Origin of the sequence: Nitrosomonas communis (genome assembly GCF_900114745.1) — a bacterium.
GTDB classification, from domain to species: domain Bacteria; phylum Pseudomonadota; class Gammaproteobacteria; order Burkholderiales; family Nitrosomonadaceae; genus Nitrosomonas; species Nitrosomonas communis_A.
Genome location: NZ_FOUB01000001.1, coordinates 93,945 through 111,164 on the forward strand (window position 1 = coordinate 93,945; position 17,220 = coordinate 111,164).

Genomic DNA, 17,220 nt, shown 5'->3' on the forward strand with positions numbered 1-17,220 from the left:
AACCCTGACGCATTCAATATATCGTATCTTACTACTTTGAAACAGCGAGCATCCTTTCAAGTGTCAATCTGGCAAGTTTTGCTTCATGAACCGGTACCTTGATTTGGTTGACTACATTACCTGCTACCAGATTTTCCAATGACCATGCCAAATGCTGAGGATCAATTCGTGCCATGGTTGAACACATGCACACCATGGGTGACATGAACTGAATAATTTTTTCCTGAGATTTGAATTCTTCAGCAATACGTCCAACCAGATTCAATTCGGTACCCACCAACCAGCGTGTTCCTGCTTTGGCTTCACGAATGGTATTAATAATGAATTCAGTGGAGCCGACATAATCTGAAGCTTTGCAAACTTCAAAACTGCATTCTGGGTGCGAAATGACTAAACCTTCAGGATATTGATTGCGAAATCGCAGGATATGTTGTGGCTGGAACATCTGATGCACTGAGCAATGCCCTTTCCATAGCAAGATCTTGGCTTTTTTGATTTGCTCTTCGGTCAATCCACCCATGGGCTCATCAAAATCCCAAACAGGCATTTGTTCGAGAGGGAGGTCCAATTTGTAGCCACTCCAGCGTCCTAGATGCTGATCAGGAAAAAATAATACTTTTTCCCGCTGGGCAAACGACCATTGCAGAATTTTAGTGGCATTACTGGAGGTACAGACAATGCCGCCATGCTCTCCACAAAAAGCTTTTAAATCAGCACTCGAATTGATGTAGGTTACAGGTGTGATGACTTCATCTGGATCAAGTATTTCAGCTAATTCACGCCAAGCTCTTTCTACTTTGGAGAGATTAGCCATATCAGCCATTGAACAACCCGCTGCGAGATCAGGCAGAATAGCAATCTGCTCCGCGCTTGAGAGGATGTCTGCAACTTCTGCCATAAAATGCACGCCACAAAAAACCAGATAATCAGCATCCGTTTTTGCCGCGAGATAAGACAGTTTTAAAGAATCTCCCGTCAGATCTGCATGCCGATAGACATCTGCTCGTTGATAATGATGCGCCAGGATAACAGCATGTTTCCCTAATTTTTCTTTGGCAGCAGTAATACGTTGAGCACAGGTTTCATCCTGCAATAGTTCGAAGTTTTCAAAGTCGATAGCGTTTGCGGGCATGGTTATTTCAAAATTTGATTAGGAAATGTATTAACATAATCATATTGTGGCAGGGATTCAAGTTTAAAGAGCATAAAGCATAAAAATCTCAAATAGTATCCTTGATGCTTTTTTCTATCTAAAGAACACTTACCAACAATAAAAAACAGCATTTTTGACTGTTTGGTTGATTAGAGTGTGACTTTGATATAATTATCCAGCCAAATTAATTTTAAGCGCTTGGATGACCCCTTTGCTGGATAAAACTAAAAGTGTTCTGCATAAAACGGTTAAGCTTTTTGTGGCTAACGAATATAAATTATTATTTCCAGACAATTTTCTCGTTATTTTGTTCATTACTGTTTCAGTAATAGGCAAAGGAGATTGTCATGGAAAAAAAAGTGGTATCGTGAGATGATCCATCGTCTACTTCCAGGCCCTATTGCTCTTTTGGGGATACTTGCATTGTTAACATTATGGCTGGATCAAGCGATTCAATATCCTAGAACCCGTGAAGATGACGATTCAAATCATCAACCTGACTTTATTATTGAAAATCTTTCGGGTGTCCAAGTAGCTTATGATAAAGCACTTCAGCTTTTTTTTTCCGCAGATGTGATGACTCATTATCCGGCAGGAGATATGTCTTATTATGAACAGGTTGATTTTGCCCGTTTGCAACCGGATAAACCGTTGGTACGTATAAGTGCTGATTATGCTGAGTTTGATGACGGTAAAGATATCTATCTCAAGGAAAACGTATTCATTATTAGAGAAAAAGACTTAGATAGGGTGACAATGCGTACCGAATTTCTGCATCTGATCCCTGATGCTGAAATTGCAAAAACAGATCAGCCTGTAACGCTGGTAAAGATGAATATGATCGTAAATGCGGTAGGGATGGAGCTGAATGATCGAACAGAACAAATCGATCTGAAATCAAGGGTGAAAGTGCAAGTGAACAAAATACATCAGAGTACTGATCGATCTTCGAATAAAAAGCCGCTGACCCAACTGAACCATCGTAAAAAATGAATGTATTTTTTTTCGTCTTTTTGATTATTAGCACACTGTTCTCGGAACACATTCTGGCAGAACGTGCTGATCGTAATAAACCGATTCAGATAGAATCAGATAGTGCTACAGTCGAAGACTATAAACGTAAGGATAACTTTCGCATAAGCACGTTTATAGGTAACGTTATTTTCACTCAGGGAACGCGTATCATTCGAGCAGATAAGGTGATCATAAAAGAGGATCTCAAAAGCTTCCATTATGTGACCGGTTACGGAGATCTTGTCAGTTTCCGGGAGAGACGTGATAGTGTTGACGAATATATTGAGGGTTGGAGTCAACGCGTAGAATATGATGAAAAAACCAATAAAATCGAGTTATTTGGCAAGGCGCAGTTAAAGCGGGGGGAGGATGAAGTGCATGGTGACTATATTTCTTATGATATTATGCGGGATTTCTTCGAAGTTATAAGCCGCAAGGAGAAAAAAGCTCAAGAAAAATCAGAAAACAGAGTGAGGGTGATTATTCAGCCTAAAACAAAGTCTCCCCAAACAACAGATACTGGAGAATAGTTTTTTGTGCTACCGGCATAGATATCTCGGAAAATACTATGAGCGTACTTAGAGCCGATCATTTGATGAAGAGCTATAAATCTCGTACAGTAGTCCGGGATGTATCCTTTTCTATCGGTAGTGGCGAAGTTGTTGGTTTGCTTGGTCCTAATGGAGCGGGCAAAACCACTTGTTTTTATATGGTAGTGGGGCTGATACCAATAGGCAATGGTGAAATTCATTTGGATGACCGTGACTTGAGCAATATGCCGATTCATCAGCGTGCGCGCCTGGGCTTGAGTTATTTGCCTCAGGAAGCTTCCATTTTTCGACGCCTCTCGGTTGAAGATAATATCCTGGCAGTACTGGAGTTGCAGAATTTTAATGCTGCTGAGACTCGGCAACGACTAGATCATTTGTTGCAAGATTTGCATATTACTCATCTGCGGGAGAATCTGGGAATTAGCCTATCGGGTGGTGAGAGGCGGCGTGTAGAGATTGCGCGTGCTTTGGCCACAAAACCAAGTTTTATTCTTTTGGATGAACCCTTTGCAGGTGTAGATCCAATCGCAGTCATGGATATCCAGAGAGTGATTGGCTTTCTCAAAGAACGTGGGATTGGCGTGTTGATCACTGATCATAATGTGAGAGAAACATTAGGAATTTGTGATCGCGCCTATATTATCAGCGAAGGGACCGTACTTGCCAGCGGTAAACCTAGCGAAATCATAGATAATGAGCGGGTAAGGGAAGTTTATTTGGGAGAGCACTTCCGACTTTAATTATGAATATTCGATTCATGAAGCCAGATAGGAGACCGCTGCTTTCTCAGAACTATGAAACCTACTCTTCATCTTAAATTAACTTCCAGTCTTAAGCTTACGCCACAGTTGCAACAGTCAATTAAATTGCTGCAACTTTCTACCATTGAGTTAAATCAGGAAATAGAGCGTATGTTGCAGAATAATCCTCTGCTGGAATTAAGCGATAAGACTGATTATGAACAGGTTCTTGCAGAAGATTTCTCGCTCTCGTTACCCTTAGATAGGACTTCGTCCATTGAGTTGAATGGCGCGCAACATCAAGAGAAGGATGATGAATTGATTTTATCTTCAAATGAAGAGACCTATTGGCTTGGTGATTATGAAATCTTTTCCAGTCATCGAGAAAGCGAGGAAGATGAATGGGATTTTACCCAACAGATGATCAATCCTCCCACTTTGCGTGAACATCTCATTATGCAGATCAGCTTGAGCCAGATCAACGAGCGTGACCGTCAAATCGTGAGGATGTTAATCGAAAGTCTGGATGATGATGGTTACCTTGCGCAGGACCTGCAAGATTTATTTGAGATGTTGCCAGCGGAGTTGGACATTCATCTGGCTGACTTGCAGACAGCGCTTAAATATTTGCAGCAATTGGATCCACCCGGTTTAGGTGCACGCAATTTGCGAGAGTGTCTACTTTTGCAGCTACAAACACTTCCTGAAGAAACTCCTTGTCGTCAAGAGGCGCTTTTGCTTGTGGAGCACGATCTTGAGACACTTGCTTCAAAAGATTTTAAACAGATTAAGAAATTGTTGCATTGTGATGATGAATGCCTGCGTTCCGTGCAGCAACTTATTACTCAATTAAATCCCAAACCTGGTAGTACGTTCAATTCAACTGTCTCGCGTTATGTCATACCTGACGTAATTGTGACTAAGCTTAAGGGAACATGGATAGCCAAACTCAACCCTGAATCAATTCCTCGTCTTAGTATTAATCAATTTTATGCTGATATATTAAAGCGTGATCGAAATGATTCGACTCAAATGTTAATGAGTCAGCTTAATGAAGCCAAATGGATACTTAAGAATATTCAACAACGTTCTGAAACGATTTTTCGAGTATCCACTATCATAGTAGAGCACCAGCAAGCTTTTTTTGAGCATGGCGCAGTTGCAATGCGTCCGCTTGTCATGCGGGAAATTGCAGAAGCTCTAAATTTGCATGAATCTACCGTGTCACGTGTTACCACACAAAAATTTATGCATACACCACAAGGCATATTTGAACTCAAGTATTTCTTTGGAAGCCATGTCGCAACCGATAGCGGCGGGGCCTGCTCTGCTATTGCAATTCGTACCTTAATCAAACAATTGATACAAGGTGAGGATCAGAAAAAGCCGCTTACTGATAATCGGATTTCCGAGATTCTGGCTGAGCAGGGGATTATTGTTGCACGCCGCACTGTTGCAAAATACCGTGAATCAATGCAAATTCCCCCAGCTAATCTTCGTAAAGGGTTTTAATAGCCTCAAAAATATTGATTCTTAGAAAACATAAGTACTCTCTTGTAATTGCAAAATCAACTTTACCGTTAGTGAAGTATTTCATTGGCGATTCTCTATTCCATATATCATCTGGATTTCATCGGCTTTATTAATTTGAGCTCTCGCAATCATGAGAAAGTGTTTAATTCCATTTCCAAATCAAATTGACGCGAAGGCGTACCGCAGACAGGATAAATAATACGGCAAGATGAAGCCGACAAAGTCAGTTGTGATCTAGAGATGGAATAAAAACTAGTGGATTTTAGTTGGAATTATTGTGTTTAGCTTGTGTACTATTTACCTTGAATATTATTTTTCGGATTTATATTTACAATAGAGTTGATGAATTTACTTAATAAACCCATTCACATCTTAGGGATTGGAGGTATTGGCGCAGCGGTTGGTTGGGCCTTGTCACGGGAGGGGTATGCCGTAATATTGGTTGATAGCCATCCTAACAAAGTAGCTGAAGGTAAAAAGAATGGTGTAACGGTAGTTGGAATAGGAACACAAGCTGTACCTTTTATGGCTTTTGATGATTGGGTTGTGCCAAAGGAAGGTTTTATTTTGCTCTGCACTAAAACCTATAATAATCCAGAAGTACTCGCACGTCTGCCTGACGATGCTTTTCTGGTACCGATTCAAAATGGCTTTGATGTGGGTCTAGAGCGGCGCAATCATGCTTGCGAAGGGATTGCCTCTTTTGTATCCGAATGTCTGCGCGATCGTTCCGAAACTCGAATTACAAGACCGGGTAGCCTCTACATTGGGGCACGTCGATCTGTCACTGCTAGGGAATGGGATGAAATAGTATCATTGGCTAAAGCACTGGGAAAAGCTAAATTATTTCCTGTTGAATTGGTTAAAGATATTCGACCTTACAAAGCGACCAAGCTTATGTACAATGCCGCCATTTCTCCGCTTGCGGCTGTGGCTGGCATCGATAATGGATCATTATTGACTGATCAGTTAGCTAAAAAGCTCTTTTTTGGTATGCTGCACGAAAATTATGCCATTCTCAAGCATGCACACATTGAACTTGCTCGCATTGGACCATTTCATCCTGATACCGTTTCCCTCATTCTACGCATTACCGCTTTAAGTAGATTTATGGCCATGTTTTTCCGACCATCACTACGTGGTACCTATTGTTCAATGGCTCCAGATATTTCAGCCCATTGCTGTCGCACGGAAATAGAGGCCTATAACGGTTATCTGATCCGACTGGCGGGGGAGACTTTCCCCTGTCCATTAAACCGTGCTGTATTAGCGCTTTTTGAGCAGATCACTTCTGAAGGTTTGAAACCCCATCGAAAATATTTACAATATTTGGCCGATAGTTTACCAGAAGGTGTTTTTAACTGATTAAAACACCCCAGGAGGAAACTCATAATGACTTCAAATTTCGTACCACCCCCACACGATAATTTGCCCAGTAAAGTAGCGGAAACTGATTTGTCCAGTAAAGTGGCGGAAATAGTCATACGGCTCGGAGTACTGGCGATTGTGCTGGTATGGTGTTTTCAAATATTGCAGCCGTTTATTATCCCATTGGTGTGGGGAATCATTATTGCAGTGGCGATTCATCCTCTTTTTCTCATGTTGCGCAATTTACTTGGCAATCGACGCGTAATCGCAGCAACGCTGCTTATCACTGCGTTGTTGGTGCTATTAATGGTGCCTACTGTCATGTTGACAAAACTGCTGGTGCAAAACGTGGTAACGCTGGCAGAGCAATTTCTCCATGGGGAAGTCATTATTCCACCGACACCGGAAGCTATCAGGAATTGGCCTCTTATTGGTGAGCCCATCGCGAAAATGTGGGATCTTGCCTCAACGAATTTGATTGAAGCCTTGAAGCTGGTGCAACCTCAACTCAGAGCAGCCGGTGTCTGGTTGATCAATGCTGCTGCTAGCGCGGGTATGGGAATAATCATATTTATTGCTGCGTTTGTGATTGCTGGTATCTTATTGGCTTATTCCGAGAGCAGTTATCAGCTCGCCCATAGCATATCCAGGCGATTAGTAGGGGAGCGCGGCGATGACTTCGCCAATCTAGCCGAAGCTACGATTCGTAGTGTTGCTCGCGGCGTATTGGGTGTTGCTGTTATTCAAGCATTGTTGGCAGGCCTTGGTTTTATCTTTGCCGGCGTGCCCGCTGCTGGAATATGGGCGTTATTGTGCCTGATTTTGGCCGTAGTACAGATCGGGGTAGGGATTATTGTTGTTCCAGCTATCATCTACGTTTTTGCAACCGGTGATACGCTTACCGCGGTGATATTCCTAATTTGGAATGCGATGATTATGCTGTTGGATAATGTGTTAAAACCGTTACTGCTGGGACGTGGTGTCGGTGTGCCTATGGCAGTGATCTTTTTGGGGGCTATCGGCGGCCTGCTGATGTCTGGTATTGTCGGATTGTTCGTCGGCGCTATCGTCCTTGCGTTGGGTTATAAGTTGTTTCAGGTCTGGTTGAACATGAAATCAATGTCTCACTAGACCTGTACAGCAAAGCAGCGCAATCTCGCAATCTCTTCTTGCAGGCCATTATGACTTAAGCGATGGGGAAGTCGTGTCCGGTTTGTTCCTCAGGTTTGTGAACAAAATATATGTGCTGACCAGCAGCACCCATAAGGGAAATGCCAGCGGTGTCCAGTAAAAATACCCAGTGCTCAGTAGCAGTAGTAGCGCCATTGCATAGCCGAGAAGCGCAATCCACTGTGGGAAAATCTTGGTACGGACAGCGACTGTACAGATTGAGATCATAAACACCCCCGCCATTTTCACGGCATAAACGTTGACGATCTGATATACCACGGTGCGTCCAAATGTGTAAATGCCCGATTCAACGAATTTGTCGGGTGTTATGCTGTAGCTGATCAGGATGCCTGCCGCAACTGCTCCAGAAGCAAATAGCATGGCTAGAAACAGCAAGCCGCTGCCGAAGAATACAGTCGAGAAAAAGCGGTCTTCATAGATTCCAATTCGATCCCGCAGCACGCCGATGAACCATAAAAAGGCAATGCCTGCGAATGGCAGCAGATACAATGCCAGATTGACGGCCTTCCAGCCCCCTGCCAGCCATGCTCCAGCATCATGCGGATCTGCTGGCACCGAAACTCGAAAGAGAACGAGGCTAGTAATATACAGCATGGAAAACAAAATACCCGCAACGGCGGCTGCGCGTGGGGTCTTCAAACGATTATCAGTGAGGGTTTTTTCTTGCTCCATGATTTAACTCTAGGAAGCATATTGCAATAACTGACCTTCGCAGATGGACGGTCAGAGTAGGTTTTAGCTAGTGCAAAACAATACAGGGTTGCGTTTTTTCTCTGTCCAATGCACACTGAGAATTATAATTCTGGGCGTTAAGCGCTTTTTAATCTATTGCTCGGCAAATTCATCGTGTAATAAAACTTGGGTAATTCAAATAGTCGAAGCAGAGACCCACTGGTGGCTAAACAAGTAACGCTAATTTTGGAAGACCAACATAGTACTACTTATTATTTTTGTACTATGTTGAGTTTATCCCGGATAAAGCCAGCCTCCGCTTTGCTTTTATAGATTAATTGATCAAGTATTTTCTACTGTTAGTACTTGATTTCCCGTCCTTTCTCACGCGCATCCTGCTTGGTTTCTCGCTTATCCTGCCGACATTCTGGTCGACTCTTCTCATCTCCTGCACGGCATTCCGCCTTGGTTTCTCTTGCTTGCTGACGTCCTTCCTGTCTTATCTCTCTTGCTTGCCGACGTTGCTCGCCTTGTTCGGTTGCGTAACTTGTTATCGGTACTATCAATATTGCTGATGTAATTGACAAACTCAATGCAACAAGCTGAAAACCAGTTTTTCGATTCATATTCCTGCTCCTTGATATGAGATAAACATCACGCTAGCTGTCCAGATAAACCATTAATACCAGCTATATTCGACCGTACACTCATCAGGATATCTCTAAGTATTCATTCGATCTATCCGTATAGTTTTAGAAAAAGTATACTTTTATTAAACTTTGACACTTTAGAAGCTTATCGAAAAAGGCTAGTTAAAAAAATACGTGCAAACACTTATGTTATAAGTTTGAAGGAGTAAAAGGTTATATTGACACATTCATCGTTTAAGAAAATCAAGAAGTTTTTTGGGATTGTCAGTGATAATACCATCCACCCCTTTTTTAATTATAGATTGCCAATCTTCCTTTGTGTTGGGAGTCCAGGGAATCACGCGGGCTTCCATTTCGTGGATCTCTGCCACATCTTGAGCCGTCAGCCACTCATAATTTGGCGAAAGAATTTGTGCCTGATAGGCTTTCATTAACTTTACTAGAGCGCCTGCTTCTGCGGGCCTATCTTCAATTAAAATAGAGAGAGGTAGCTTAGGTTCTAATTGACGTGCGATTTTTAACGTGCGTAAATCAAACGATTGCAAAATCACTCGATTCATGAGGTTGTGTTTTTTTACAACCGCCAACACAAGCTTTACAAATTTGTCGGGTGACGGCGAATATTCAGGGTGAGTCTCTTCACTTTTTATTTCAATATTGAAATGCACTTTTTTTGCGGTGTGAAGCTTTGATTTCTCAACCATTTCAAATACCTCATCGAGGGTTGGAATAGGTGTTTTTGGTTGAGCTATTTGCTGAGGAAAGCTGGGGTTGACCAATGAACCGCAGTCATACCCTTTTAACTCCTTTAATGTCAGTGAACGAATGAGAATTTGGGCTGTAAGTTTCTTTCCTCTAGGATCCAGGCAAATATTGGGGTTTAATGCCGGATCATGATGAACGACTACTTGGTCATCTTTAGTTATGAGGGTATCTAACTCCAAGGTGTCTACACCCACTTGCAGCGCATACTCAAAGGCTGGGAGAGTATTTTCTGGTCGCATCCAACGAGCACCTCGGTGCCCTTGCACTTCAAGTGCATAGGCAGACTCAAGAAATGAAATTAAAAAAGCACCCATCAGTATTCCTCTTTTCATTTTTTATGCTCTTTTTAAATCGAGTGGATAAGCAAGGCCTGTACTCTAATTAGCAGCGTGATCATAAATACCGGACTCCATCTACGGAATCTGGACAATGCGCTACTTTACTGCTGTAAAGTTAAACTGGTAGAGTCTTCATCATTAATCAGATCCGCAAAAATTCCTGCTGATTTCAAAATTAGAGGCATGATGCAATGGGTCATCACATTAAGTACATAATCTACTGATTACTGATTTGAAGTATAGATTAAGTTAGAAAAGAATTTGCTGATCGCTTTTTAATAAAGATTATATTTACGTACTTGCATGTATTTGTTTACTTTCGTTTTTTCGATATCTTATTAATAGATAAGTAGGAAAGTATTGAGTTTAACATTCATTTAACCTGCCTAAAACACTCAAGATTACCCTAATGATATGATTATGATCTCATTGATACAATGGATCAGCTGAAGATCAAGGATCAACGAATAATAAGGAACGAAGCGCCATGATGAAGAAAATGGTTAAAGTAATTTGTTTAGTCGCGGCATTAGTTTATTTGCTTTCAGCCTGTTCAACTACCCAGAAAATGACAAATTCTCTTAGGACGGCGACCGAGCAGTTACTAATCAGTGAAGCAGTGATGCGCAGTCTTTCCAAGCGACCCGAATCGGCTTTGCCTATTCCGCAGGGTGCAAATGTCAAGCTTGATATTTCCGGAATAAGTCTGGATAAAGATTTTATACTAGGCGTGGTTGCTGGGTGGTTGGGACAACATGGCTACATGGTTCAAGGAAGTGCAGAAAATGCTACCTATCGTATTAATATAGTGATAAATTCGCTGGGAACTGAATTGGGAAATACTTTCGTTGGAATCCCTCCAATTCAAGCTTCTTTAATACCTATTTCACTGCCTGAATTAGCGATCTATAAAGCTGAATACCAGACTGGATACGCAAATTTCTATTTTGATATTTTTGAGTTGCCATCTAATCGATTTGTTGCGTCATCTTCACCGTTTATTGCTGACACTTTCTTCAATGCATACACCGCATTGTTTGTATTCACTCATAAAAGCACAGATCTAGTTTCTCCTCTGCCTCTCCGTTAATAAAATTAACTCGTAAGCCAAATAAATAGCAGCAGCCTGAATAAAAAAACAACTATCTCATAATCATGGGACAGCTTGTTCGCCAACCTTAGGTGAGTATCTTATTGATTGATTCATAGCTCCATTCTCTTGAGGAGCGGAGTCTCCAGTAAACTTGGGGACTTCAGTTATTCCTACGTGTTCACACGTATTTTTTTTGCAAGGATATTTAGATAGGATTTTCATAATATCCCTTCGCTTTATTAAAAAGGAGTGCTGATGATGAACTACACCGCACAAAAGCCTACAACTGCCAGCAATCCACTCAGTACAGAAGAGTTGCGCGCGATGAATGCTTGGTGGCGCGCCTGCAACTATCTCTCAGTAGGCATGATTTATCTGCGAGACAATCCACTACTCAAGGAACCGCTCAAGATCGATCATGTCAAGCATCGACTGCTCGGACATTGGGGTGCGAGCCCGGCGCTATCGTTTGTCTGGTTGCACCTTAATCGAGTCATCAAGCGCGACGATCTCGACATGATTTTTATGGCCGGGCCTGGACATGGGGCGCCGGGCGTTATCGGGCCTACCTATCTAGAAGGTACTTATTCCGAGGTTTATCCCGATAAGAGTGAAGACGCAGAGGGGTTACGCAAGTTCTTGAAACAATTCTCCTTTCCTGGGAAAATCGGTTCGCACGTGACTCCGGAAACCCCCGGTTCCATTCACGAAGGTGGCGAATTGGGTTATAGCCTATCCCATGCTTATGGTGCATGCCTGGATAATCCCGACCTCATCGTTGCCTGCGTAGTGGGTGATGGCGAGGCTGAGACAGGCCCACTTGCTACCGCTTGGCATTCAAACAAGTTTATTAACCCGATCCGCGACGGTGCCGTACTGCCGATTCTGAATCTCAATGGCTATAAAATTGCTAATCCGACCATTCTTGCACGCATCAGTCCTGACCGGCTGGCAGCACTTTTTCACGGCTATGGATATACCCCCTATTTTGTTGAAGGCGATGATCCTGATTCCATGCACCAGATAATGGCGCAGACGCTCGATACGGTTATCGCCGAGATTCGCGCTATCCAGAAGTCAGCGCGCGAGAGTGGTAAGGCTGAGCTGCCGAGCTGGCCTATGATCGTTTTGCGTACACCCAAGGGCTGGACTGGGCCCAAAGAGATCAATGGTCACAAGGCTGAAGGATCGTGGCGCTCGCATCAGGTGCCTTTCTCGGATGTGCGCACCAATCCCGCGCATTTAAAGCTGCTGGAAGACTGGTTGAAGAGTTATAAATCTGAAGAACTATTCGACGCAAACGGCCGGCTCATACCAGAGCTGCGTGCGCTCGCTCCACAGGGACATAGGCGCATGAGCGCCAACCTCCATGCCAACGGTGGTCTGTTGCGCAAAGATCTTAAACTGCCGGATTTCCGTAACTATGCAGTCGAAGTCAAGGAGGCTGGTAAAGTACTGTATGAGAACACCAAACCACTTGGAGAGTTTTTGCGCGATGTGATGCGCAATAACATGACTAATTTCCGTGTATTTGGCCCCGATGAGACAGCATCCAACCGCCTGCAGTCGATCTACGAGGTGAGCAAGAAGGTTTGGATGGAGGAATTGTTGCCAGAGGATGCAGATGGTGGTGAATTGTCCCGCGATGGACGGGTGATGGAAATGCTTTCCGAACACACGCTGATTGGCTGGTTGGAAGGTTATCTTCTTTCCGGCCGGCATGGTTTTTTCCATACCTACGAAGCTTTCGCTCATGTCATCGATTCCATGTTTAATCAGCACGCTAAATGGCTGGATATTTCGAAGAACCATGTCCCATGGCGCGCACCGGTGGCGTCACAGAATATTCTACTATCCTCCACCGTCTGGCGTCAGGATCATAACGGCTTTTCGCATCAGGATCCCGGTTTTATCGATCTGGTGACCAACAAGAGCCCAAGCGTCACGCGTATTTATTTACCGCCCGATGCGAATACCCTGCTGGTAATTGCGGATCAGTGCTTGCGCTCAACCGATTGCATCAATGTGATTGTTGCCGACAAGCAGAAGCATTTGCAATTCACCACCATTGAGGAGGCGATTGTGCATTGCGCCAAGGGTGTTGGGATTTGGGGTCGTGCCAGCAACGATGAAGGGGTGGAGCCGGATGTGGTGATGGCATCCTGCGGAGACGTAGCTACTCAGGAGGCGCTTGCCGCAACGGCTTTGTTGCGTGAACATCTTCCTGATCTGAAAGTACGCTTTGTCAACGTGGTGGATCTCTACAAAATGCAACCGATAACGGAACACCCATGCGGCTCAACCGATCGCGAGTTTGACAGCCTTTTCACGACCAACAAACCAGTGATTTTTAATTTCCACGGTTATCCTTGGTTGATTCACAAACTCGCTTATCGCTTTAAGAATCACGAAAACCTGCATGTGCGCGGCTATAAAGAGCGTGGCAACATCAATACCCCGCTAGAACTTGCGATTTTGAATCAGGCCGACCGTTTTACGCTGGTGATCGATGTCATCGATCGGGTTCCTGGGCTTGCTGCCAAGGCGGCGCATCTAAAGGAGCAGATGAAAAATCAGATCATCCTCAATCTGGCCTATGCGCATGAGCATGGTACTGACAAGGATGAGTTCACCAACTGGGTATGGCCTCATTGAGGCCAAGTAACATGAGTAAGCAATCTTCTTCATCCATTACAAATGCGACAACTGTCAGCCTGGCTGACGAGGAGGCGGTGAAGCGCATCCTTGTTGAGACGATTTTTGGGCTATGGGCAGCGGTAAACAATCTCACGCGTTTACGACCTTCCAGGCGCGAGCGCTATCGCGTCACGATTTTTGGTTCGGCCCGCACTCAACCTGGTCACTGGGTATATAAAGAGGTTAAGCGCATGGCAGAGGCACTGGCAGCCATGGGCTGCGATATTGTGACAGGTGGGGGGCCAGGTTTGATGCAGGCGGCCAACGAAGGTGCGGAAGCAGCCAAAGCGCCGGAGCGAGTACATAACATTGGCATTCGTGTGAAGCTGCCGTTTGAGCAAGAGGTCAATCCATTCGTTGCGGAGGCTTTCGAGCATCAGACATTTTTTACCCGCTTGCAACACTTCGTCCTGCTGTCCGATGCTTATATTGTCGCACCGGGTGGTATTGGCACGGTGCTTGAGTCGACAATGATTTGGCAACTGTTGCAGGTGAGGCATCTGCATGATACGCCGCTGATTTTTACCGGTCCGATGTGGCGAGGACTGGTCGACTGGGCGACGAAGATGATGTTGCGCCAGGGATTCGAATTGGCTAACGCCGAAGACATGAAGATACCGTGCTGCGTGGATACCGCTGATGAGGCAATTACCATCATCCGAGAACACCATGCACGCTGGCTAGCCGAGTACGCTGAAAGTAAGACTGCTAAAAATTGAACACTGAAGTAGTCGAATGGATACATGCTTATTGAGAAGAATTTTGTAACGGAATAAGAATGGCCGGAAGCGAGCAAATCTCATTCCATTTCCAAATCAAAAATGACGCGCAGGCAGCAGCGGGCAATATCAATAATACGGCAAGGTGAAGCTGACAAAATCAGTTTTGATGTAGAAATGGAATCAAAATGACTATAAAAGGAATCCACCATCATGGACAGCAAACCACCCCCGAAACAAATAAAAATTGCCCCCCCAGTTACCACCACGGGTCTTACAGACGTGGATGTTCGCTCTGGTATGCAGGTCGCTGCGCTCAAACAAGCCGTGACCGATCATCTGCGCTATTCCATCGGTCACCCACCGGTGGCCACGACATTACATGATTATTATTATGCGCTCGCGCTGGCAGTACGTGATCGCATGCAGCACCGCTGGCTGAACACCCTACAAACTAATTTCGATCTCAAACGCAAAATCGTCTGTTATCTCTCAGCGGAATTTCTCATGGGGCCGCATCTAGGCAATAACCTATTAAATCTCGGCATTGAGCAAGAGGCCCGCGCTGCACTGGCTGAACTCGGCCAGGACCTCGACATCGTCCTTGAGTGTGAGGAGGAGCCGGGATTGGGCAATGGCGGTCTGGGAAGACTCGCCGCTTGTTATCTCGATTCGCTGGCAACTTTGCAACGTCCGGCTGTTGGCTATGGTATTCGCTATGAATTCGGCATCTTTGACCAGGAGATTCATGATGGCTGGCAGGCGGAGATAACAGATAAATGGTTGCGCTATGGCAACCCGTGGGAGATCGCAAAGCCAGAAGTTGCTCACTATGTCAATTGGGGTGGCCACACCGAATATTATCGCGATGAAGCGGGAAACGATCGCGTGCGCTGGATGCCATATCGAGTGGTAAAGGGCACTGCCTACGACACGCCAACTCAAGGCTATGGTGTTAACAACTGCAACACCTTGCGGTTGTGGAGTGCCGAAGCAGTAGAATCTTTCGACTTTCAGGCTTTCAATACGGGTGATTACTACCAGGCGGTAGAGGACAAGATAATTTCCGAAACAGTAACCAAGGTACTTTATCCTAACGACGAGCCGCAGATCGGCAAGCACCTACGCTTGGGTCAACAATATTTCTTCGTTTCCTGTTCGCTGCAGAATATGCTTCATATCTTGTCTCTCTCAGGCGTACCCGTGGAGAATTTTGCAGAACGTTATGCTGTGCAACTCAATGACACGCATCCCTCCATCGGGGTGGTTGAACTAATGCGCTTGCTGGTGGATGAACGGCGGCTGGACTGGGATAAGGCCTGGGCTATCACCGTTCAGACTTTTGGTTACACGAACCACACGCTGTTACCCGAGGCATTGGAAACATGGCCATTGCCGATGTTCCAGGCGTTGCTGCCGCGTCATCTGGAAATCATCTACGAAATTAACCGTCGTTTTCTCGATGAGGTGCGTGCGCGTTTTTCAGGGGATGAAGCGCGTGTGGCAAGGATGTCCTTGATCGGCGAAGAGGGCGAGAAGTGCGTTCGCATGGCACATCTCGCCGCTGTCGGCAGCCATGCCATTAACGGTGTCGCTGCACTGCACTCTGATTTGCTCAAGGCCAGTGTGTTAAAGGATTTCTACGAGATGTGGCCTGAACGCTTCAGCAATAAAACGAATGGTGTTACACCACGCCGTTTCCTGGCACTCGCTAACCCGGGATTACGCGCCTTGCTCAATGAGGCACTTGGCGAGCAATGGCCAGTGAATATGGAGCAGCTGCACCAACTGGAAGCCAAGGCCGATGATGCCGCTTTCCGGCGCAAGTGGCGTGCAATCAAAGAGGCTAATAAGAAGCGCTTAGCTGACTACATCCTAGCACATACCGACATCGAGCTTGATCCCACTTGGCTGTTTGACATTCAGGTCAAGCGCATTCATGAGTACAAGAGACAGCATTTAAACGTGTTGCATATCGTCACGCTTTACCGTCGCCTAAAAGAGAATCCAGGGCTCAACATTTCCCCGCGCGCTTTTATTTTTGGCGGTAAAGCCGCACCCGGCTATTTCATGGCCAAGCGTATTATCAAGCTCATCAATGGTGTGGCCGAGACAATTAATGCTGATCCGGATGTGAATACACGCATGAAGGTAGCTTTTGTGCCTAATTTTAACGTCCAGAACGCTCAGCTCATTTATCCGGCTGCCGATCTGTCAGAACAGATTTCCACTGCCGGTAAAGAAGCTTCCGGCACCGGCAACATGAAATTCATGCTCAACGGCGCGCTCACCATTGGTACTCTCGATGGTGCCAACGTGGAAATACGCGAGGAGGTCGGTGCAGAGAATTTTTTCCTGTTTGGCCTGACTACCGAGGAGGTGGAGCATATTAAGCGCGAAGGGTATCACCCAACTGACTGCATTGCCAGCAATTCTGAATTGCGTACAGTGCTGGAACTTATCAACAGCGGATATTTTTCCCGCGGTGATGCCGAAGTATTCCGTTCTGTAGTCAACAACCTGACCTATTCCGATCCGTTCCTGGTGCTGGCTGATTATGCCGCCTATGTCGCGTGCCAGGAGCGAGTAAGTGCTGCATGGCAGGATAAGGAAAACTGGACACGCATGTCTATTCTCAATACCGCACGCAGTGGCAAATTCTCCTCCGATCGCGCAATCCGTGAATACTGTGATGAAATCTGGAATGTACAGCCAGCGACGGTGAAATTATAAGGC

At 45.0% G+C, this 17,220-nt stretch carries 14 protein-coding genes; 10 read left to right on the forward strand and 4 right to left on the reverse strand.

The features are described 5' to 3' along the window. Positions 1-31 precede the first annotated feature (31 nt). Positions 32-1,132 (reverse strand): quinolinate synthase NadA, encoded by a 1,101-nt coding sequence (gene nadA, locus BM122_RS00400; RefSeq protein WP_074902643.1) that lies wholly within the window; start codon positions 1,130-1,132, stop codon positions 32-34. Between the two features lie 363 nt (positions 1,133-1,495). Here nadA and lptC point away from each other — a divergent pair, with 363 nt between their 5' ends. From lptC to BM122_RS00430, 6 genes are all read left to right on the forward strand, one after another. Beyond that, positions 1,496-2,146 carry an LPS export ABC transporter periplasmic protein LptC gene (gene lptC / locus BM122_RS00405; protein ID WP_256211812.1) on the forward strand — a complete coding sequence of 217 codons (651 nt, stop codon included), beginning with the start codon at positions 1,496-1,498 and terminating at the stop codon, positions 2,144-2,146. Then, positions 2,143-2,697, forward strand: a complete 555-nt coding sequence (gene lptA / locus BM122_RS00410; protein WP_074902648.1) for a lipopolysaccharide transport periplasmic protein LptA — start codon at positions 2,143-2,145, stop codon at positions 2,695-2,697. Before lptC ends, lptA begins: the two co-directional genes overlap by 4 nt. A gap of 38 nt (positions 2,698-2,735) precedes the next feature. Further along, on the forward strand, positions 2,736-3,458 hold the full coding sequence (gene lptB / locus BM122_RS00415) for an LPS export ABC transporter ATP-binding protein (RefSeq protein ID WP_074902651.1): 723 nt from the start codon (positions 2,736-2,738) through the stop codon (positions 3,456-3,458). A 54-nt stretch (positions 3,459-3,512) separates the two neighbouring features. Next, complete coding sequence (locus BM122_RS00420; protein WP_074902655.1) at positions 3,513-4,970, forward strand: RNA polymerase factor sigma-54; 1,458 nt, start codon at positions 3,513-3,515, stop codon at positions 4,968-4,970. A 363-nt stretch (positions 4,971-5,333) separates the two neighbouring features. Further along, a complete protein-coding gene (locus BM122_RS00425) occupies positions 5,334-6,356 on the forward strand; it encodes a ketopantoate reductase family protein (RefSeq protein WP_083398256.1) in 1,023 nt (340 codons plus the stop codon). A gap of 27 nt (positions 6,357-6,383) precedes the next feature. After that, on the forward strand, positions 6,384-7,490 hold the full coding sequence (locus BM122_RS00430; protein WP_083398257.1) for an AI-2E family transporter: 1,107 nt from the start codon (positions 6,384-6,386) through the stop codon (positions 7,488-7,490). 48 nt (positions 7,491-7,538) lie between these two features. Here BM122_RS00430 and BM122_RS00435 read toward each other — a convergent pair whose 3' ends face one another. From BM122_RS00435 to BM122_RS00445, 3 genes are all read right to left on the reverse strand, one after another. Continuing rightward, positions 7,539-8,222, reverse strand: coding sequence for a hypothetical protein (locus BM122_RS00435; RefSeq protein ID WP_074902662.1), 684 nt, complete (start codon positions 8,220-8,222; stop codon positions 7,539-7,541). Positions 8,223-8,581: 359 nt separating this feature from the next. Continuing rightward, positions 8,582-8,848, reverse strand: a complete 267-nt coding sequence (locus BM122_RS00440) for a hypothetical protein (RefSeq protein WP_074902665.1) — start codon at positions 8,846-8,848, stop codon at positions 8,582-8,584. 251 nt (positions 8,849-9,099) lie between these two features. Then, a complete protein-coding gene (locus BM122_RS00445; protein ID WP_177198007.1) occupies positions 9,100-9,951 on the reverse strand; it encodes a glycerophosphodiester phosphodiesterase in 852 nt (283 codons plus the stop codon). Positions 9,952-10,462: 511 nt separating this feature from the next. On the opposite strand from BM122_RS00445, the gene BM122_RS00450 reads away from it, so the two are divergent. The 4 genes from BM122_RS00450 to BM122_RS00465 all read left to right on the forward strand — a co-directional run bounded on the left by BM122_RS00450 (position 10,463) and on the right by BM122_RS00465 (position 17,217). After that, positions 10,463-11,065, forward strand: a complete 603-nt coding sequence (locus BM122_RS00450) for a hypothetical protein (protein ID WP_074902670.1) — start codon at positions 10,463-10,465, stop codon at positions 11,063-11,065. A gap of 261 nt (positions 11,066-11,326) precedes the next feature. Beyond that, complete coding sequence (locus BM122_RS00455; RefSeq protein ID WP_074902671.1) at positions 11,327-13,723, forward strand: phosphoketolase family protein; 2,397 nt, start codon at positions 11,327-11,329, stop codon at positions 13,721-13,723. Beyond that, a complete protein-coding gene (locus BM122_RS00460; RefSeq protein ID WP_218151933.1) occupies positions 13,711-14,484 on the forward strand; it encodes an LOG family protein in 774 nt (257 codons plus the stop codon). The genes BM122_RS00455 and BM122_RS00460 overlap by 13 nt, the downstream gene beginning before the upstream one ends. Positions 14,485-14,697: 213 nt before the next feature. Then, entirely contained in the window at positions 14,698-17,217 is a 2,520-nt protein-coding gene (locus tag BM122_RS00465; RefSeq protein ID WP_083398258.1) for a glycogen/starch/alpha-glucan phosphorylase, read from the forward strand. Positions 17,218-17,220: the final 3 nt, after the last annotated feature.